General features: G+C 44.8%; 14 protein-coding genes. All 14 read right to left on the bottom strand.

What is annotated here, in order from left to right:
- Nucleotides 1–4: 4 nt before the first annotated feature.
- The 14 genes from ACYVIL_RS21070 to ACYVIL_RS21135 all read right to left on the bottom strand — a co-directional run bounded on the left by ACYVIL_RS21070 (nucleotide 5) and on the right by ACYVIL_RS21135 (nucleotide 18,891).
- Nucleotides 5–2,131 carry an ATP-binding protein gene (locus tag ACYVIL_RS21070; protein WP_460314778.1) on the bottom strand — a complete coding sequence of 709 codons (2,127 nt, stop codon included), beginning with the start codon at nucleotides 2,129–2,131 and terminating at the stop codon, nucleotides 5–7.
- The gene (locus ACYVIL_RS21075; RefSeq protein ID WP_460314780.1) at nucleotides 2,124–3,710 is read right to left on the bottom strand and encodes a hypothetical protein; all 1,587 of its coding nucleotides are present in this window, start codon (nucleotides 3,708–3,710) and stop codon (nucleotides 2,124–2,126) included. The genes ACYVIL_RS21070 and ACYVIL_RS21075 overlap by 8 nt, the downstream gene beginning before the upstream one ends.
- The gene (locus ACYVIL_RS21080) at nucleotides 3,710–5,956 is read right to left on the bottom strand and encodes a phage tail protein (protein ID WP_460314782.1); all 2,247 of its coding nucleotides are present in this window, start codon (nucleotides 5,954–5,956) and stop codon (nucleotides 3,710–3,712) included. The genes ACYVIL_RS21075 and ACYVIL_RS21080 overlap by 1 nt, the downstream gene beginning before the upstream one ends.
- Nucleotides 5,956–8,145, bottom strand: coding sequence for a putative baseplate assembly protein (locus tag ACYVIL_RS21085; protein WP_460314784.1), 2,190 nt, complete (start codon nucleotides 8,143–8,145; stop codon nucleotides 5,956–5,958). Before ACYVIL_RS21085 ends, ACYVIL_RS21080 begins: the two co-directional genes overlap by 1 nt.
- A gap of 6 nt (nucleotides 8,146–8,151) precedes the next feature.
- Complete coding sequence (locus ACYVIL_RS21090) at nucleotides 8,152–8,553, bottom strand: GPW/gp25 family protein (RefSeq protein ID WP_460314786.1); 402 nt, start codon at nucleotides 8,551–8,553, stop codon at nucleotides 8,152–8,154.
- The gene (locus ACYVIL_RS21095) at nucleotides 8,550–10,394 is read right to left on the bottom strand and encodes a hypothetical protein (protein ID WP_460314788.1); all 1,845 of its coding nucleotides are present in this window, start codon (nucleotides 10,392–10,394) and stop codon (nucleotides 8,550–8,552) included. The genes ACYVIL_RS21090 and ACYVIL_RS21095 overlap by 4 nt, the downstream gene beginning before the upstream one ends.
- A 7-nt stretch (nucleotides 10,395–10,401) precedes the next feature.
- Nucleotides 10,402–11,061, bottom strand: coding sequence for a phage baseplate assembly protein V (locus ACYVIL_RS21100; RefSeq protein ID WP_460314790.1), 660 nt, complete (start codon nucleotides 11,059–11,061; stop codon nucleotides 10,402–10,404).
- A gap of 62 nt (nucleotides 11,062–11,123) precedes the next feature.
- Complete coding sequence (locus ACYVIL_RS21105; RefSeq protein WP_460314792.1) at nucleotides 11,124–12,200, bottom strand: phage late control D family protein; 1,077 nt, start codon at nucleotides 12,198–12,200, stop codon at nucleotides 11,124–11,126.
- Nucleotides 12,193–12,363 carry a hypothetical protein gene (locus ACYVIL_RS21110; RefSeq protein ID WP_303474108.1) on the bottom strand — a complete coding sequence of 57 codons (171 nt, stop codon included), beginning with the start codon at nucleotides 12,361–12,363 and terminating at the stop codon, nucleotides 12,193–12,195. Before ACYVIL_RS21110 ends, ACYVIL_RS21105 begins: the two co-directional genes overlap by 8 nt.
- Entirely contained in the window at nucleotides 12,360–13,841 is a 1,482-nt protein-coding gene (locus ACYVIL_RS21115; protein ID WP_460314795.1) for a CIS tube protein, read from the bottom strand. The genes ACYVIL_RS21110 and ACYVIL_RS21115 overlap by 4 nt, the downstream gene beginning before the upstream one ends.
- A gap of 30 nt (nucleotides 13,842–13,871) precedes the next feature.
- The gene (locus ACYVIL_RS21120; protein ID WP_303474106.1) at nucleotides 13,872–14,408 is read right to left on the bottom strand and encodes a phage tail protein; all 537 of its coding nucleotides are present in this window, start codon (nucleotides 14,406–14,408) and stop codon (nucleotides 13,872–13,874) included.
- Nucleotides 14,408–16,483 carry a phage tail sheath family protein gene (locus ACYVIL_RS21125; protein ID WP_460314797.1) on the bottom strand — a complete coding sequence of 692 codons (2,076 nt, stop codon included), beginning with the start codon at nucleotides 16,481–16,483 and terminating at the stop codon, nucleotides 14,408–14,410. Before ACYVIL_RS21125 ends, ACYVIL_RS21120 begins: the two co-directional genes overlap by 1 nt.
- A gap of 26 nt (nucleotides 16,484–16,509) precedes the next feature.
- A complete protein-coding gene (locus ACYVIL_RS21130) occupies nucleotides 16,510–16,959 on the bottom strand; it encodes a phage tail protein (protein ID WP_303474104.1) in 450 nt (149 codons plus the stop codon).
- Nucleotides 16,960–16,983: 24 nt separating this feature from the next.
- On the bottom strand, nucleotides 16,984–18,891 hold the full coding sequence (locus ACYVIL_RS21135; RefSeq protein ID WP_460314800.1) for a phage tail sheath family protein: 1,908 nt from the start codon (nucleotides 18,889–18,891) through the stop codon (nucleotides 16,984–16,986).
- Between the last annotated feature and the right edge of the window lie 35 nt (nucleotides 18,892–18,926).

The raw sequence follows: 18,926 nt of genomic DNA on the forward strand, positions 1-18,926 counted from the left end.
ATCCTTATGATGGGTTCACTTCTCTGAAGGCTTTACCGGTTTTTTCAAACTCTTTTCGAATAGCCATAATGAAGTGGTCTTGGTGTATATCTTGTTGCTGTTGCGCTGCATAAAAAGCGGCAGCAACAGCAGCATTTCTAATTTCTCCACCAACCAACGGAAATAACGCGGCCAGTTGAGTAAAATTCACATCTTTGTGTAAAGGCGCTGTTTGCGGCACATGGCAACGCCAGAGGTGTTCCCTATCCGTTACACTGGGCTCACGAAAGTCAACGATGAAATCAAGTCGACGAATAAACGCCACGTCGATATTATTTCTAAAGTTCGTGGCTAAAATTGTCATGCCGTCATAGGCTTCTAAACGGGTTAATAAATAAGCCGTTTCAAGATTTGCATAGCGGTCATGGGAGTCAGAAACCTCTGTTCGCCGACCGAAAATGGCATCGGCTTCATCAAACAATAAAACCGACTGAGTCTGCTCGGCATAACTAAATACTTTTGCAAGATTTTTTTCCGTTTCGCCTACCCATTTGGAAACCACCGCAGCCAGATCCACAATTAACAAATCAACTTGTAACGCCTTCGCTAGCACTTCTGCCGATAAGGTCTTACCCGTCCCAGGCACACCTGAAAAAAGTAATCTAACCCCTTTCGCACCTCGACGGTTACGCAGAAACTGCCACTCATCTAACACCTTGTATTGCAACTTTAATCGACCAATAGCATCTTTAAGTTGCTGTAATTTACTTTGTGGTAGGACTAAATCTGACCAGCCCAAATGAGGTGTGACACGCTTAATACCTTGGGGCAATACAGCGCCAGAATACTGCTTGAATGCATGGCTAAGGTCGCTCAGTGAATAGGACTTTTGACTAGTTTTGTGCAAAGCAATCCACTGGTTGACCCGCTGCCTAGCTTGATAGGGATCTAGTGGGAACCATGCAGCGAGTTGTCCAGCATCAGCGCTAAATTCAGGTAATAACGCCCGCCACATGAGTAGAAGTTCGTTATGCTCAAGGCGCTGGGTGCAAAGATCAATTTTGATCCTTCCTGAACCCACAATATTGATATTGTTGCTAGTACAAATAATCACGCATGGGCAGTAGCGATTGAGTAAATTAAAATCCAGTGGTGAAGCGTTGTGCTGAAAATCGCACACTAAAACAGGGATAGCAGCACTCAGCACACAATGACATGCCAACTGTTTAATTTCTTGCACGCTAAACGGCTCATTAAGTTGCACCACGGCTGATGACCGCTTAGTTTCATTGAGTAGCGCCAGGGCTCGATTTAAACTCAGCCAATTATCACTATTTTGAATTACAATATGGGACTCAAGTAATTTAGCAATACACTGTTTTGCGTCTTCTACAAGGGGGCTTTTTAACCACTTATCAAGCCCCTGAAAACAACTTTGCAGATGCACAGGGTGTGATAATAGCGTGCGGGCTTCCCCTGTATTTAAAGCGTGCCAGATGCCCGCATTCACCACAATTGAACGGGTAAGAATTGGCACTTGTTCTGACAATTCCACTATTCCGAGCTCCAACAACGCCGACTCATTTAAACTAGTGCACAAAGATTGCCGTTGTGAAGGCTCCATACAGACCAACTTGGCCAACAAGGCTGGTGTTGGATAAGGCTGATGCTGAGGATGCAAATGACAAAACAAGTTTGCAAAACCTTCATGTTCTTGGGCCATTCCGCCTAACACCAATAAGTGTATTTCCAAGGATGAAAGCTTCAAGCCGCTAACAAGATGCTGCAAAGGGCTAACATCGGTTAATTCCTCGGTTTTGTAAGACGAACAAGGCAAATCAAATGACAAGCTAACGGACCCTGTTGCGACTGCACCTGGCTTGGCAGGTTGTTGCCCGGGCACATAATCAATTATGGATTGAAAATAGCTATTTAAAAAATCTAGGCCAGACTGAATATAAGGATCATCTTTACTAAACGTAAGCTCTAACACCTGAATTAATTTGTTGGTAAGCAGGGCAACATGTTCCAATACTGGGCCTCGACACCTATTTAGCGGTTTAGCACTCGCGCTGGAGGCCTGCTTCGGCATCGCTTGTTCAGGAAAAGAATCTTCGGCTGCGCCCGTTAAATTTTGCAATGAATCATTCATAGTAGAACTTCACTACGTAACCTAACCATGGCACATAATCAGGGTTCAAATCTAACCCTGCCCCACGTATCTGAGTGTCAATGGTATCCATTTCAAATACAATATTGACCCACCCGGCTTGATACTCAATGCGCCCTTTACGCCGACATAAGAATTCAAATGTCATATTCCCATTGCTATTCGGTGGTTCACCTAAGTGGTTCATTAACGCCAATTTAATTTGCTTAGCAAAGCTTTGGTAAGCAGAATAATCCGCATTTTTGATTTGTTTACTAACAGCTTTAGTTGACTGAGCTGCAAATAATTCACCACTGAAAACTTTGATAACAGGGTCGAGCATCCCTTGAGGCAACAAGTATTGACCTAGCAAATTTAGTTGTTCAATAACTGGGTAAGGGTTATCAAGTAAAATGGCTAAATCATGCTGCCACTCAGGCTGCTTTAAAATATTCAACACAAAGAGTAACCCTGCGTATTCACTTAATAAGTCTTCATTTTCTTCGGGTAAAATAGATAGCGACGTTAATTGCTTTGGTTGATTGAGATGATGCACATCTTGCAATGTGCTGGTCTGCAGGTTTTTTGGTTCGCTGCCTAAGCCAATGGCAGAATCAGAGAACATTTGAGCTAGCTGGGTAAGTTCCTCAACAAGTTCGCAAACATAGGTTTTCAATCCTTGATTATTAACGATATTGTGAGCATGGCCATTGACTGAGCAGGCAAATAAAAACCGGATGAAAACCATAGACTTAACATCATTTGCTTGCCATTTGGCGATTTGACTAGCTTGCTGATTGCCCCGTTGATTAAAATCAGCATAGGTACGGCTCCAATTGCCTTTAATCTTTAAGAAATATTTAAACCATTGGGGAAGCCCGGTAATTTCAGAACCTTGAGGTGTATTCTGTGAAGTTAAATAAGGTTGAACACTCGCCATTAACTCGGTTAAATTACCGGCATATTGGTGGTTAATATCATCCACTATGGCTGTCCAGTTAGGGACAAATTCTAACAAAACATCCATCAGCGCTATGCTATCTTTAAATGCAATAAACTTGTGTTCGAATAACAGGTCAAGTCTCGCTTCCACCGCAAGCCCAATGACCACGCCTTTGAGTAACCATGGCTGCCTGATCAAATAGGCCAGCCAAGCTGCTTTCGCGTCTTCCAAGCTAACCTTAGAATGAGAAATGACACCCATCTGCTGCCACGCCCATGTATTGCCTAATTGACCCACAGCCAACTCACGGGCGACGGATTTGAGCGCTTCAACTTCTGAGGGGTAATGTAACCATCGATTAGGGTTAGCTGTTGTTAATAACGTCTGCAACGAGGCTTCTAATTCGTTAAGCCAATCTTGGAATATATCAATATCTGTTTTACGGTGATCAAATTCCATTGGCAGATACCAATTTCGGATACAAAGAATATCTTTTTGTGTATATCCATGCCGGGCTAAGGCCAAATCAAGGTATTCACGAAATAGCTGCTCAGTTAGCGCATCTAACCTCATTTTATAATGGCGTTGCGATTCACTGAGCTGGTAACGACGTAATACTTGATTAATTTGAATATCCATCATCCCACCCTCGAATCCCGACCCACTTGGCTATTGCCGACGATAGTGCCAGATTTAGCTTGTCCTAAAACATCACTGGTAGCCAAAACAGATTTACCGATTTGCAACTGGCCGAATCCTGAGCTTTGACCCACCACTGAAGACATACCTAAATACAGACCTGTGCCAATGCGCATGCCCGAGTCCACAGAGCAGAGGTCAAAAACAGTATGAGCTGGCCGATGGATCTCTAATATATGCTCGATGACCGCGCGTTTCTCTTCATCTAACACTAAAGGTACTATGACACTGAATTTATGGGCGTGGAGTGTAATAGCGTCTAAATAAGAAATTGCGGTTTGGGTATCAGTGACATTTTGCTCTTCGCCAGCTAGGTTATTATCCGAAATGGCCACTTGAGCATCTTCGGTTGCACCTATTTTTCCGCCAATACGAAAGCCCGCACCGAGAATCGAATTAGCCCCGAAGGCATCATCTTCGCCTACAAACGCACCACCTAACCCTCGTACTTGATAATGTTCAATAATGGTAATGTTGCGCTGCAAATAGATTTCGATAAAGCGTTTCAACCCAGCGACAGTGCCGCGAAACTTAAATAACCACATGGCCTCTTTAATAAGTTGTCGTTGGGCAATTTCTGGCCAACGATTATCTAGCTCAAGTCCCAATAAGGCGCTAAGCCAAGGAAGCACGGTGAAAGGTGTAGAAAGAGGATCAAGTAAACGATGACGTTCATCTGAACGTTGTTCTAATTCGTCAAAGTTACTATTTAACAGGCTTAAATATCGATCTAGAAAATCACTGGCAGAACCTTGCTCCGCAAAAACCCGAGGCAAACGCCGTAATAAATCTTTGGCTGGATATTCCACTCGAATATTTTTGAGTTTAGGTGATGCATGTGACTTTCCGTAAAGATCGATGACCAACCAGAGATAACGACCAGCAGGGGCGCTAACAGGGGCTTCATAGGTGCGCCAGGGTTCATCAGTAAAAGACCAAGGTAGCTCACGATTTTGGCTACGTCGATGTAATTTTTGATTGACTGATACCTGATCAACGGCGATAAGTGAAGGCAATGGCGGAGTAAGATCGGGACGGTTTAATTCGTATTCACCAATATTCTGTGGCGCAGATGCTGCTATCTGTGGCCCTTTAAGCTGCTCATCACTGACGATAAAACCTAACTTAACAGAGGTACCAACTGGTAAACAGGCATCAATAAATACCCTCCCCCAATGACGCTGCATTTCATTATTATCAAGTCTGAAACACACTAACCGACCTTGATTAGCATAGTGAATTTTGGCGACTGTTGCATACATCAAGCCTTTGACCGACCAATAGACGACTTTACCAAAAGGGTCCAATGCTATGCCTCTGCCGTCGTAATATGACGCTTGCAGATGAGGCATACGGGAAATACTATTAGGCGTTACTCGAAAACGCTGAAAATCTGCATTAGGCGCGCCAGCAACAACAATAATATCATCTGGTGTGGCCAAAATATCACAGGCAAATGGGACCTCAATCAACTCATTTTCACCATCAATTGCCCATATAACGGCTGATTCCGTTCCGCCGCCTGCGAGCGCAAAAAACCTACCATCGGCCGCAATTGTGACGCTGCTCAATAGGTCATTTTGGATAAACTCGGGGAGCTGAAGATTCACCTCGACCGGAGAAAGGGTTGCAGTGAATTTTAGCAGTATATTGCTAGGCGAGGTTGTTGAAGTTAAGTGTTGCGGCGTCGATACAAGCGCATAAACTTGATGTCCATCGCAGCTTAAAATACTGGGAGTACCGTCTAGATAAACACAGCGCACTAATTGGTTGTCAATAAGATCAAAAATCACGATGCGCTGATTACCGCTATCGGCAATAAATAAGCGACCTTTGTTGTCTACTACAAGTCCCATAGGCGCAGTTAAATCAGAGTGCTGCTGTTGTCCTGCAAATTCGCCATAGATTTGCTGGGAAGTGCTAAATAAAGACCTAGCGCGACTTCCTTGACGTTTTTCTGACCACAGTAATTTGTCTATGCGATTGTCTTCAGGAATAGCGTGATAAAGGCGGCACCAAGGGTCAAAGGCTAGGCCTGCGGGTTGCACCGATGAAGCATGGGAGTCTTGCATGGCTTTATGTTGCCAAGCCAGTTGCACTGTCTGTTGCTGCACATCTACACTGGTATTATCGTGGGCAACACGCATCCATTGATCAACACCTGCTATCATCGCAAACTGAGTCATTAGCACACATCCTTAATGACTGGCACAGGCACGGCGATAGCGTCAGTTTTCGAAGGCATTATCATCTCTCCAGGATTAAGAGTAACGGCTCCGTTTTCAACTGTAATACCAATTAATTCGGGAACTTCATTCTTTTGCAAATTCACCGTATTGGAGATTTCATTGCCTGCGGCATCCCAGCCGACCAATTGCAGCCCCTCCAAATATTCAACTCCTTCCACTTGATGAGCTGCAGCTTCTAACTCCGCGCTGTGAACGCGACGTCCCAAGGGCCAACCTTGTCCTCCAGGACCATAAGGAGGAAGTGGTGCGAGAAATTGTCGCAACGCTAACTCTACCCAGTGGCGAACGGCATCTATACCAAAGCCGTTTTTCACCTTCACGCCAACCGCAATGGCCACAGGCACGTATTTGGGGGGCAAAACATAGATCTCAGTGGTGATCAGACGCCTTGCATCTAAATATTGACAAACACTGCGCAGCTGATTTTTATTTGGAACAGGGGCATTGGGATGATGTTTATCTTCTTTTGGCCATACCACCACGCTCACCACGCCCGCCGATTCTTGTTGCGGTAATTGCGGGTGATAACGGGGCAACACTTCAGAACGGGCTAAATCGGCACCGGGAGATTGCAACGCTAATTCTTGAAAATCAGAACGTGTGACAGCCCGATTACGCCGCCGCAATTCACTGGGGATGCGCTGCAATGCGGCTTCTAAGGTTTCAGCATCGGTGCCCCCATAAGCATTAAGGGGGTTAGTCACTTTAACAACAGGATTGCCAACCACTTTGTTAATTGCCTCGGCTGCAACATTGCCTCCCCTTCCCCCTCCATAGCGATAGTGAATCACTCTTACTCGTTGGCCTATTTGTACAACCGCGCCATTTATGCCTGTGCCAAAGCGAATTTGTCCTGCTTGCTTATCAAGCATAAAGTGCCGATCACTTTCCGTACTTGAATAAAACCCATCCACTTCCCGCCAGTCCGTCCATCCCTGGGGTTCTTCTACCTGCAATTTAACCGAATTTGCCAATACCTGTTGGTGATTCAAGTTATACACTTGGTTTGGTTGACCATTGCCGGTACCGATGAATTCAGATTTTGCCTGAACGGCTTGTTCTGCCAACGAGGCATTGGCACCAACATAGATAATTTTGCCAATGGCTGTGTCATCATTGCGAAATGCGCGCAACCAGCAAATGACTCTAGACTGGGTGTCATCATCTAAAATGGGTGGAAAATCTCCCACCCCTTGCATATTGATATCAGCGAATTCATAGGCCGACATATTGTGCTCTTCCCTAGGCAGTTGTAAGCGAACAACACCTTCTTTTTCCAGGCCGTTAGTGGTGTCACCTTGTACCTGCAAAGGGTAATAAATAGGTTGATTGTCGCTATTAATTCGCCCCGTAGATATTTGCCAACTGACCGGATTGCCACTTGCTTGTTCAGCATCTCCTGGACAGCGAAAAAGTTGAGCAAAGTCAGCACTATGATGATCTAAATCGTCTTCTAAGCGGATCTCTGGCATAAAGCCAATATTGAGTAAAAGCGGCCCTTTGGGGTGACTTAATAAACTCTGTCTTACCAATTCAGTTTCGCTGGCTTTTTCCGCCAAAACGGCAACCCACAAAATTCCATCAACAGAACTTTCCATATCTCTTGCAACGCCTGGCTCATCCTGCCAAATTGTTTCAACATGGTAAGGTTGGGTTTTGTTCGCTTCAACGCTCGCTGCTGCCTGCTGGTAAAATATACCTTCTTCACTATCTTCATCAGGTAATTGGTCAATCACTTTAAGTGCACCTAAGACACTAACCGGCAATACATGCACTTCTTGCAAAGTGGTAAATTTTACGTCTCCCGCACTAACTTCACCGGTTAACTTAGCGGCAACACCGAGCAGCTCTTTGGTGGTAAAAGACAAAAGCGCTGTTGACGGATGGGCACTGTTAAGAGGAATTTGTAACAGTCGTAAAAATTCCATCTTGGTGGAATCAGGTATTTGATTAAAACGATAGAGTAAATTTTCCGTTAAATAGGAAAACAATTCGATCAGTGCAATACCCGGATCACTCGGGTTATGATCCGTCCACTCAGGGGCATAAACCGGAATACGCGCAATCAATTCATCGCGTATCTGCTGGTAGGAACGGTCATCTAAAATGGGTTTATTGAGGCTCATCCTTAGCTACTCCAGATAAAAGGGAAATACAAGGTTCTCTCGACTTCCGTCCTGAACATGAGAATATTGAATGCTGATCATTGCCACGGATGGATCATCGCCACCATTCACATTGACTTCCTCGAGCTTTATTCTAGGCTCCCAACGACTCAGGGCACGTTCAATATCGCGCTGAATTCCTGCCCAAGTAGCTGAATTGTTTGGTTGCATTAAATAACGTCGTAAACCGCATCCAAAATTAGGTCGCATAATTCGTTCTTTTGGCTCAGTCTGTAAAATCATCCAAATTGACTGCCGCACTTTCTCAGCCCCCTCTGCATGGGCGATAGTTTTGTCAGTTTGATTGGGTTGAATAGGAAATGCCCATCCTTTACCTAGAAATGCCTTGAGCGGTGAAGACTGACTCATGAAACCTCCTTACTGAATGCAACTTTTGAGAAATACACTAAACCACTTTCTGGAGTGACCAGTGTCCCTGCTAATTCAGGATGTTTAACCTCTTCATATTCTGTTTGCATCGCCACAAAAATACCCGCCAATTCATTTATGTTAAGACTGCTTAAACCAGGGCTATCCCCCCCATCTTTCATATTAGTTCGCATGTCATCACTGGCATTTATTCCATTGGCGATCATCAACCCTAAATCGTTAGCTAAAGTAGCTTCATCCGTGTAGGTTTTTTCGTTATCTTTGCCCTTATTTACGGTGATACTGAAATTAGGCTGATCAAATTTAGCCTCTAAATCGGGGCCTTCAACCGCCACTTGAACAGCGAGATCGGCTGTAAAGTCAGTCATCAGTTCGACATGAGCTTCGATTGAAGCATCAAAATCAGCGCCAAAAGAACCATCGAAGTCCAAGCTAGCCACTAAACCTGCATCAAACTGAAACGAGGGAGGAATACAAAATTTTAGTTTTAGCAAAAACCATAAATTGAAAATGAACAGTAAAATCGGTAAAAACAGCCGAAACAAAAACATGGCCACAATAAAAAATAAAAAAATTGAGAAGAAACAGATTTGCTGACCAGCCCGAGTCAATGGCTCGCCGCCTTGGGGCATATCCATGTTATCAGTAGCAAAATTAAGGGATGATTCTGGCGGCGCAATAATACGCGCATTTGCTCCACGACCTGGGGGGGCATTGTTCACTTGCTCGCGAATTGCCGGTAAATCTGGGAGTTTGATGTTCACTGGTCGATGACTAGTGCCATCTAAATCAAAATGCGCCGCGATTTGATAACTTTCTGTCGGTTGACTCCAAATCAAATCACCACAACAATCACTGTGATTGGTTTGCCTAGGAAATTGGCTATGATGCCGACGCACAAAGCAACGAATCTCGTAAAGATCTGAATCATCAAACCTAGGATTATTATTGCCATCCACGTCACCTAAACTAGTGGGTATCACTCCAAACCACAGGGTTCTGCCATGGGCTGAATGCTCGGATTTGGTGGGATCGGCAATTAATGGATACAAAGGGATCACTTGTTCAATCAGTTGTTCAGGTGTTTCTTCAGTTGCTTGCCAGTTTCCTACCCCCTTTAGATCGCTGGGCAACCAGCCTTGCAGCTCGACCTTAAAGTCTCCTGTTGCGGTCATTTGAGTTAGCTGCGTTGATATATCTTGCAATTTTTGCGTCAGATTTTCCGTTGTACCTGACTGCAAGCCAGAGAACAAACGTGCACTGTTAGTTTTGAATAGACGACTAATATTGATGCTGTCCTGATCTTCATTTAATTGCGCCGTTTTTGTTTGGATATTAATTTTATTAAGGTCATTTTGCAGTTGACTTCGTTGAGCCAATAAGGTGTTCACTTTATCTTTCAATTCGGGGCTGATAATGGGAACACGACGACGGACTACAAATCCAGCTTCACACACTTTGTCGCGGGTAACCTGAGGAAAGCCAGCTACATCACAATGTAATTCACACATCACCACGTAAAATCGACTGTGGGTGTCTAAATACAACTTTAACGGTGAAAGAGACTGCGCATGCTCTATGGGGGTGATCACCTGATTAGGGTTGGTACTCACAGGTTGCACAAAATCTTCACTATTGAAACGCAATGAATGTTGAGGTTCATCCACAAGATTATTGGCAAAATTAGTATCTGCATACTTTTGGATGATCGGCGCAGAAAAACGGTTTATGGCCGTATTACTGTCGGTATAGCCCCCTAATGAAGAAGGTCGGTACCAGGGAGCAACGAGTTTCCAAGGATGTTCTGCTGTATCTAACATAGCTGCGTTACCATAAGTTACCCACTCCGGGCGTATAGGAAGGAGACACCACGGCGGCACTGGCGATCATAGTGGTACAGTTGATAATGCCGTCAAAATTTGCCACTGGTGCGTGCACATTAAATGCCGCGGCATTGAGTTCCACCGTAGAATTCGCGGTAATTTCGATGGCTCCCGATGCAGAAAATTCGATTTTGTGACCACTTGAATGGGTCAAGGTGATGGCACTTGATGCCTCATCCAATACCAATTCATGGCCACCAGAAGTTTTTAAGGTTATTTTGCTCGCACCTTCACTATCATCAAATGTCAGTTCACTTCCTGAACGAGTTTTTAAAGTACGAATATTATTAGCATCCTCTGGTTGTTGCGGTGGTACAGCCGCACCATTCCAACAAGAACCGATAATATAAGGACGGCGCAAATTTCCAGCTTCAAACGCCACAACAACTTGAGAATCCACTTCAGGCATAATCTGTAACCCTTGCTCATCATCAGCATAAGGGGTAGTTAGTGTGCTCCACCCCTCAACAGATGAATCACTTAACCAAGGAAACGTTACTAACACTCTGCCCAAATTTTGCGGATCCACAATATTTACAACTATCGCTGGATAAACGCCAAAATAGCGCTGCCTGCCGCCATCTGGCGCGTATTGATTAGTCATCTATCACTCCTAAAATGCATGCTCTTTTCTCAATAAAATTCAGTGTAAGTACTACCAAATTATTAATTAATAAATGCTCGCTGGGCTTCAAAATGAGTTTGGTGACCATCTGCCAACGTGTATAAATGCTCAAGCTTGGTCACGTAATAACCATCTCCGGAAAACGGTGCCCCCACTTTTTCCAGGCGAATGGTACTGCCTACGACGATATCTGGAGCCCCTACGGAAATCCCATTAACGGTGACAAATTGTCGGGCTCGGCGCTGCATTTCAGCCAAGGCCCAAGTTGATGCCTCTTCAGCCTCCAAAGGCACTTCCATAACCCGTTTAGTAGTGCGCTCACCAAAGGCGTTTTGTAAAATACTGACTCCCGAGCGCCCCCCCGCAATTTCACTGCTAATGGCTGCATCATCTGCCGATTCATCAATGGCTTGGGCCTGAGTAGCGTCATATCCAGCTATCTGCACTTTGGTTTTTTGATGGGCTAGATCGGCACTTATCCGCACCTGACTCAAGTCAGTGCCACGAATCAAGGTCAAACTAGTGCCACTGCGTTTATCTCGGGTTTTATAATGTAAGGTTTCCCCCTCTAACCACACTTCAGCCTGCAGCAAACGAGCTCTTTCCCGCAAAAACGCAAGGTCGCTCATATTGCATTGTTGAATCTGGTCATAAGTTGGCCCACTCGCATCTACCTCACTTTGTAAACCATGTTCATTGGCGACTTCCTGGACAATTTGCTGGTCGCTCATTTCAATATACGTTTTTGAACGACGGATCATCCGTAAATCCATTAATCGATCTTCTCCACAAAAACTAAACTCAGGATATAGCCCTTCTTCAAACTGAATTTCCAACGCACTGATATAGCCATCAAAAATAATTCGCTGCCAACTACCTGCACCAATAGCCACTTTGACCCGTTTGCCAAAATCCAAATAGCGTCCATCTAAATACAATAAATTTTCGGTTTCTTGTCCTTCTACAGGCCCAATGGCAGTAAACCTTGCGACCAGGGTTTTCATGCCGTCCAAGCCCTCTTTCACACTCAAATACACCACATCGCGGATCAATTCACTTATGTCTTCACCGTCGACATTAAATGCTGGTCTGGCATTAAATAGAAACTCATCAATCATCCAGACCTTCCGCTCTAGTTCGTTGTGATAGGGTAAATTGGCGTTTAACAGTGGCTTCAATTTTTTGCTGCTCCAACCAACGGTTGTCGGTCTCCTGTTTACCTTGCTCAGACTCTGGCTGAACCACGACTTCGGTTACAATTCGATCTATATACGCTGTCATTTAGAGGCTCCTGTACATTGGCATGCTCGCGAAAAGCCCGAACTCGAATTACTCTGGGATTGAGAATCAATAGCTTGTCGTAACGCATCTCTTTGAGGTAAGGCTATCCAAGACGGGGTTGAAGCATTGGAAGTGAAAGGGACACCTTGGGCATGGCGATCAATGGCAAGATCGCGGTTTGCATACACTTTCTGAACACTTTGGGTTTGCGACACGCCGAACATAGGCTCTAACGGGATACCCTGACCATAGGTCATTGCCCTTTGATCTAGCAAACTAGACTGCTGGGCAACGCCATTGGAAGATTGAGCAACATCTGAATCCTGCTTTCGCACCAGTGGAGAGCGGGAGATTGATTGATTTATTCCAGCTTCATCAACGGCTTTTCCTGCTACTACATTAACCTTACTTAACAAATCGTTACTGATGCCAAATGCCGATACACTCTTTTCTATTTGCCCTTGACTATTTTGTAGTTTCACGCCATTTATCGTTGCCTCAATTCCACCAAGAGTTGAGATTGCTTTACCTGCTGAGTCAGCATCACCTTTGTTTTTAGGAGAGTTCGTTGCTTCAACACTTGCCAAGTTTAGCCCTGAAGACGCTTTTTGGTTTACATCCGCCTCGGCGTTTACACCACTACTCACGCCTATTCCAGGACTTGTATTAGTGTTCGAATTGAAGGCAATTTGACTACCAGCAGCAAGACTTCCGCCGCTATTTGAATCTACCTCCAAACTTCGCCACGCAGCAGGATCCACGCCCATTCTCGCGGCAAACTCAGCGCCCATCTCCCCTTCTAAAGCAAAACCGACTTTTGCCCCAGCAGATACACCAACGCCGGCGCTGATGCCCGCACTGACGCCAAAACCTGCACTCACACCAATGCCTGCTGACAGACCGATTCCCGCGCCAACACTGATACCTGCCGAAAATCCCGAATTCGTTCCCGCCCCTGGCAAACTGGAATTCTCACCGGGACTTTGTGCGTTGCCGGTTCCTCTGTCTGCGGGTTTAAAAACGATAGTCGGATCTTGTTCCTTTATACTTAAATTAACTTTGGCTCGTAATGGATAACCGTTAGCGGCAAAGTGTTCCAGACTGACATCAATACTATCTGCAATGCCGACAACCGTAAGGTCCCCCCAATTAAACTTCAATTTAGGCGGTGGATCAGGGTTATTTTCAGGTGTGGATATAAACTGTTCCAGTTGTTTGGTTTTCTGTCGAACCGAAACTGGCGAATCTTGGCTGCCTTCATCAGCAGTATCAAAAACCAATTCCATGGTCAGCACACGAGAACTGTTTCCGGTTTGTTGACGGACTTGTCTGGCAGCAGAACGACCGCCTTCCACTTGATTGGTGATGCGAATTTTTAATGAGGATGGATTAAATTGCACAGGAAAAGCGTCACCATCTTCGGTTTCCGCCTCGTCTGCCAATACCTTTTGCAGTGTCGCCTTAACTAAATTACTCACTTAACCTGCCCTCTAATATTATTTACATGATCAATCGAATAACATCCGCAACCCTTCATGAGCTAGGTGCAATTCTTCTAATGCCACATCGCCACTTTTTGCATTCAAAGATGGGCCACTGACTTTTGTAGGCAAGGCCCGATCAAACGCCCATGTTGCGATGATTGGAGCATCTTTAGATGGACTTGGACGATGCCCATAGACTTTAATAATGCCGTCGTAGCGAGTTACCGGAAGGCTGCCACTTACCACCGCTTGGATCCACTCCCAAACATCCATTGCAAGCTTGTTATCACTGTTATAAAACATGCCTCTTTTAAGCACTAAATTTTGATATTTTGCGTAGCCAACTTGTTGAATAACGCCATCATTTCGTCCACCTTCCTGAATTTGCTGAACATCCATTTGAATTTCTAAACCGCTACATTCTGCAAAACCACCATCTCCAAGCACATCTTTACCTTGGGTATTTGGATTGGGGGCAAGGTTACTGCCAGACTCAATATTAGCTGCTTTAATTAAGCTAATTTCAAAGTTGAAATTGGATAGTAAAAATCGGCGTTCCATTATTTACTCACCATTTTTAACGAGCCATCAGCTTCACGACTAAACTGTAAAATGAGGTATTCCAATGGCTCTGCTGGTGCCACGCCAATATGTGCCACTAATCTGCCCGAATCGATAACTTGGGGGCTATTTAGGAATTCATCACAACGCACAAAATAGGCCTGTTCAGGAGTGCTGCCTTTAAACGCACCGGCAACAAATAGTTGTTTTAAAAAACTTTGCAGCTTGAACTTTACGTCTACCCATAATGCTGGTGTATTGGGTTCAAACACCACCCACTGCATTTGTTCCAACAACACTCGTCGCAACATCACCATCAATCTAACCACACTCAATTGCCGCCACTTCCTTTGATGACTAATACTTCTTGCACCGCTAAGCCATATCCCATCTCGCTGTTGCACAAAGACATTAATGCCTAATGGATGTAATTGATCGTGAAAGCTATCAGAGACCTTTATTTGCAATGAAAACACCGATTTAGCCAGGCGATTGGCGGGGCCATGGGTTAATCCATATTGCAGTTCACTGGCCGCGATAACACCGGCTGCCACGGCTGAGGGATTAATTATTTTAGGTGAGTCACCAACTTGACCATCCGCGTTATATTCATTTACTTTCAACCAAGGATGATACGCAGCACAATATTCACTACTAAATTTAGAACGCCACTGGGTAATTTGCTCTGGGGTTTGTGCCGGCGGTACATCGAGCAAAACCACAAACTCTCTCATTTGACTGGCGAAAGACTCTAACCCTTGTTGTAATCTGATAATAACGTCTCGATCTAGGGGATCCTGAGGATCTAAACGTAATTTAGGCAAGGAAGGTAAGGCTTTTTCAACCTCTAAGGTTACCGTTTGTTCTTCAATGCAAGGTGCAAAATCCGCACCTGAAAACAATTCAGGAGCTAAATTGTGGTCGACTTTTTCAAACGGCTCTGGGGCATACAAATCCGGTACCACCAAAACAGAACAATCTTTCAAATTCGACAGGCAATGCACACCACTGCCAAAATGTTCATCTCCTAACACCCATCGCTTATCAAAAAAATCTGAGTGGGTGATATCTTGATATCGATCTTCACCTCCCGCAAAGGCACTGGGATTAATTGCTAATTGGCTAACACTATTCAGGGAAAAAAGGTTTTGGTTGAAGGGATCTAAACTCTGTGGATAGATCTCACTGAGTAACCAGTCAATTTGTGGATCAACTAGGTTCGAATCAGTTAATAACACCCGCCCCATAAAGCGTGGGTGACTTGGACTAAGCCCTAAGTTGGCAAACTCTTCACTTATACCCGTTGCTTTATCCACAATACTTAACTGACCTTCTACCCATTCAATTTTTGTTGGAACACTAAGTAGAGGTGCGGAACTGAAATCCAATTTCCAATATTCGGAAGCCGTAAGATCATCGCCTTGGCGGATAAACTGATGAATAAAACGATATTCAGAATATTGCGTACCTGGATTGCTGGTATCGTCATTAACTAAGCGCAATAAACCACCTCTTTCAAGGCCTTGAGTACTGGCAAAACAAATCGAATTGATACTGCTTTTATCCACTAAAAACTCAATGGGCGTTAACGAAATACCTGCAGCAGCGCTAAGTTGATTTCCCCATACGCCCTCGTTTTTAGCAGTTAAACCTATGCTTGAGCCATCAGCTTTAAGGTTTGTGAGCATGCAACTTGCTACGGCATCAAGATTCACTGCATCATCTTCATATTCATGAACAATTCGGCAGATGTAGGCTTCTTGACCACCTTGCTCAAAAAAGTTTGCCACCGCATACACCAATCTTGCTGGCGATTCGAAACCACCATACAAGCGTCTGAACTGTTCCCAACTCGTTACCTTTACCGCAACCGTTCTGTCTCTTTGTAACCAGTTATCGGCGATACTTTGCAAGTCCAATGGCTCATGTGCGAACACTTGATGACGTCTTGACGGCCCTTTAGGCGCAACCCCCACAAAGGCACACACATCCATCTTGACCTGACCCAATTGAGTTTGGGTTCGATCCATTATGGATATAATATTGGGTGCTCCAAGTAACACGCCTAAGCCCATTGAGAATCTCCTAAAAACCCAGCTACTTAGCTGTATTTACAGCCTTCGCAGACTAAGCTAAGTTCTTCCATCGCCACTTCGCCACCGCCTTTGGCGGCCAACGTTGGCCCTGTCCATTTTTTCGGTTGGGCATTGCGCAATTCCCAACTGGCTACCGCTTCTCTTGCTTCATCCAGTAAGGTAATGACCACTAAACGCGGTTCATGGGCTCCTGCGCTCACGTTTGTCAGCCATTCCCATAACGCTGTAGAGCCAATTAATCCGCGTTTTAAGGTGATATCATCCACTTTAAAAGTGTTGGCAATTTTGCGTACCGTATTGATTTTTTCGTTACCGTTGCGGTACTCGGCATAACTGACTTCAACCCCCAAGCCACTCACGTCTGAAAAGCCACCGACTAACTCGGATTCTTGTCCATCATTCAGCGATACTAAAAAATTAAAGGCGCTGTAGGGATCTTCTCTAAATGTCGCCATAACAATTGTCCTCTTATAAATTCGTTAGCTTGCATCAGCTGTATATTGACCAATACGGAAAATTACAAACTCGGCAGGTTTGACTGGCGCTATGCCTATTAAACAAACTAAGCGACCATTATCCAAATCGTTCTGAGTCATAGTGGTTCGATCGCAACGTACAAAAAATGCATCTTCTGGTTTTGCCCCTAAAAGTGCGCCATCGCGCCATAAAACCAATAAAAAATCTTCTACCATGCGCCGGATATTGTCCCAGAGAATTCGGTTATTTGGCTCAAACACCGCCCATTGGCTGCTTTGATCAATTGAGTTTTCAATGAAGATAAATAAGCGACGCACATTGACATATTTCCATTCAGGATCAGAGCTCATGGTGCGCGCTCCCCAGACCCTAAAACCTCGTCCTTCGAAATAACGTAGTGCGTTGATCCCTTCAGGATTAATCACTTCGTTCCGCGGTTTATTAATATTCAATTCAAATCGCGTTAAACCGCGGATCACTTCATTAGCAGGCGCTTTGTGCACACCTCGTTCAATATCGTTTCGCGCGTAAATGCCGGTAATAAAGCCGCTTGGAGGTAATGCAATTTGACGCGGAGGAGTACCTTGTGAAAAGCGTTCATTGGGATCAAAGATATTGATCCAAGGGTAATATAAAGCCGCATACTTACTGTCAAATTGCGCTCGAAAATCACGAATATCATTTAATGAACTATTAATTGGTCCATCAACGACGGCAATTCGATAACGTTCTCGTTCAGCATGAGATACCAAGTTTTGAGCGGCGACGCGACTGATTAACGCTGACCCCATATCACCCGAGTCGGGCAATGCAACAATGGCGATATCTTCCACTTCCGCTAAGGCTTCTAGACCTGTGGCTTTGAGACTTGCATCATCTGGATCTGCTGTGCTGCCAGCTAAATCATCAGGACTCACCATCACGCCGTCATTGCCACCTTCAAATCGATATCCGTAAATTTCCTCTGCCCCTTCCGTTCCACGAAGATCAACTGCAAGCTGCGCAGCGGCAATCTCATTACCTGCCGTTGGCTGCCAGTTAAACCAAAATGGACAATCGGGATCTTCCGGGTTGTCGATATCAAAAATTCGACCTAAATAACGTTTTTGTCCAGGATCTGTAGCAAGTTCAGCATATTCATTAATTTGACTGCCAATTGTGACTTGGATGCGCAGTTGGATCAGTTGGACTACATCGGTGTCATTGAGTGCTATGGGCGAGCCATCCACTCCTGAGAGAAATGTTTGTGTCCCATCAGCATCAATACTAACAACTCTGAGGGAATTGATATCCAAAGGTTGATTGCCCACTGGTGCAGGCAAGTCAGCCTCTGCGGTCACCTCAACCACAGCTCCATTTTGTACGCCTCGTACTTGCACTAAACTTAAATCGGTATTTTCATAAGCAATATTTTTACTCCGAGAAACCAACACTTTGGCAAACATATTTCCCATTTCACCTGGCCAACGGGCTTGTAAAATTGCGTCTGGATTTCCCGCAATTGAGATGGATACACGACCAATCCCCCAAGCATCCGCCGCGGTATCAAAATCAGCCGAATCAGCACCCGTGCCAGGAGCGAATACACGGGATACGTACAACCGCTTGCCACCATTTTCAAAAAATGCTCTGGCGCTATGGGCAAGATAAGGCAGGCGTGGTACAGGCGAACCTGCATCATCAATTAGAATGGTTTCTAACGCGCCATAAACGCGTTCAAATTCAGTAAAACTGGTAATCAATCTTGGTTCGCAACTGGTTGGCCCTTGTATTCCCTGCTCGCGATAACAAACCGGCCCCCATTTCGCCATTCCGGCAAATCCAGTGGTGCTGGTTGGTACACCTTCGATTGATTTTGATCGAAAGCTAACTTCCTCTACAAAGACGCCTGGGGCTAGATATTCTGGCATGGCTCTTGTGCTCCTTTCCTATCGGTTATTCCGAT

It is taken from the genome of Aliiglaciecola aliphaticivorans (genome assembly GCF_054782055.1).

What these genes read in the sequence shown, in the direction of transcription:
- ACYVIL_RS21070 (WP_460314778.1), bottom strand. Translation starts at nt 2,131, where the DNA reads ATGAATGATTCATTGCAAAATTTAACGGGCGCAGCCGAAGATTCTTTT.
- ACYVIL_RS21075 (WP_460314780.1), bottom strand. Translation starts at nt 3,710, where the DNA reads ATGGATATTCAAATTAATCAAGTATTACGTCGTTACCAGCTCAGTGAA.
- ACYVIL_RS21080 (WP_460314782.1), bottom strand. Translation starts at nt 5,956, where the DNA reads ATGACTCAGTTTGCGATGATAGCAGGTGTTGATCAATGGATGCGTGTT.
- ACYVIL_RS21085 (WP_460314784.1), bottom strand. Translation starts at nt 8,145, where the DNA reads ATGAGCCTCAATAAACCCATTTTAGATGACCGTTCCTACCAGCAGATA.
- ACYVIL_RS21090 (WP_460314786.1), bottom strand. Translation starts at nt 8,553, where the DNA reads ATGAGTCAGTCTTCACCGCTCAAGGCATTTCTAGGTAAAGGATGGGCA.
- ACYVIL_RS21095 (WP_460314788.1), bottom strand. Translation starts at nt 10,394, where the DNA reads ATGTTAGATACAGCAGAACATCCTTGGAAACTCGTTGCTCCCTGGTAC.
- ACYVIL_RS21100 (WP_460314790.1), bottom strand. Translation starts at nt 11,061, where the DNA reads ATGACTAATCAATACGCGCCAGATGGCGGCAGGCAGCGCTATTTTGGC.
- ACYVIL_RS21105 (WP_460314792.1), bottom strand. Translation starts at nt 12,200, where the DNA reads ATGATTGATGAGTTTCTATTTAATGCCAGACCAGCATTTAATGTCGAC.
- ACYVIL_RS21110 (WP_303474108.1), bottom strand. Translation starts at nt 12,363, where the DNA reads ATGACAGCGTATATAGATCGAATTGTAACCGAAGTCGTGGTTCAGCCA.
- ACYVIL_RS21120 (WP_303474106.1), bottom strand. Translation starts at nt 14,408, where the DNA reads ATGGAACGCCGATTTTTACTATCCAATTTCAACTTTGAAATTAGCTTA.
- ACYVIL_RS21125 (WP_460314797.1), bottom strand. Translation starts at nt 16,483, where the DNA reads ATGGGCTTAGGCGTGTTACTTGGAGCACCCAATATTATATCCATAATG.
- ACYVIL_RS21130 (WP_303474104.1), bottom strand. Translation starts at nt 16,959, where the DNA reads ATGGCGACATTTAGAGAAGATCCCTACAGCGCCTTTAATTTTTTAGTA.
- ACYVIL_RS21135 (WP_460314800.1), bottom strand. Translation starts at nt 18,891, where the DNA reads ATGCCAGAATATCTAGCCCCAGGCGTCTTTGTAGAGGAAGTTAGCTTT.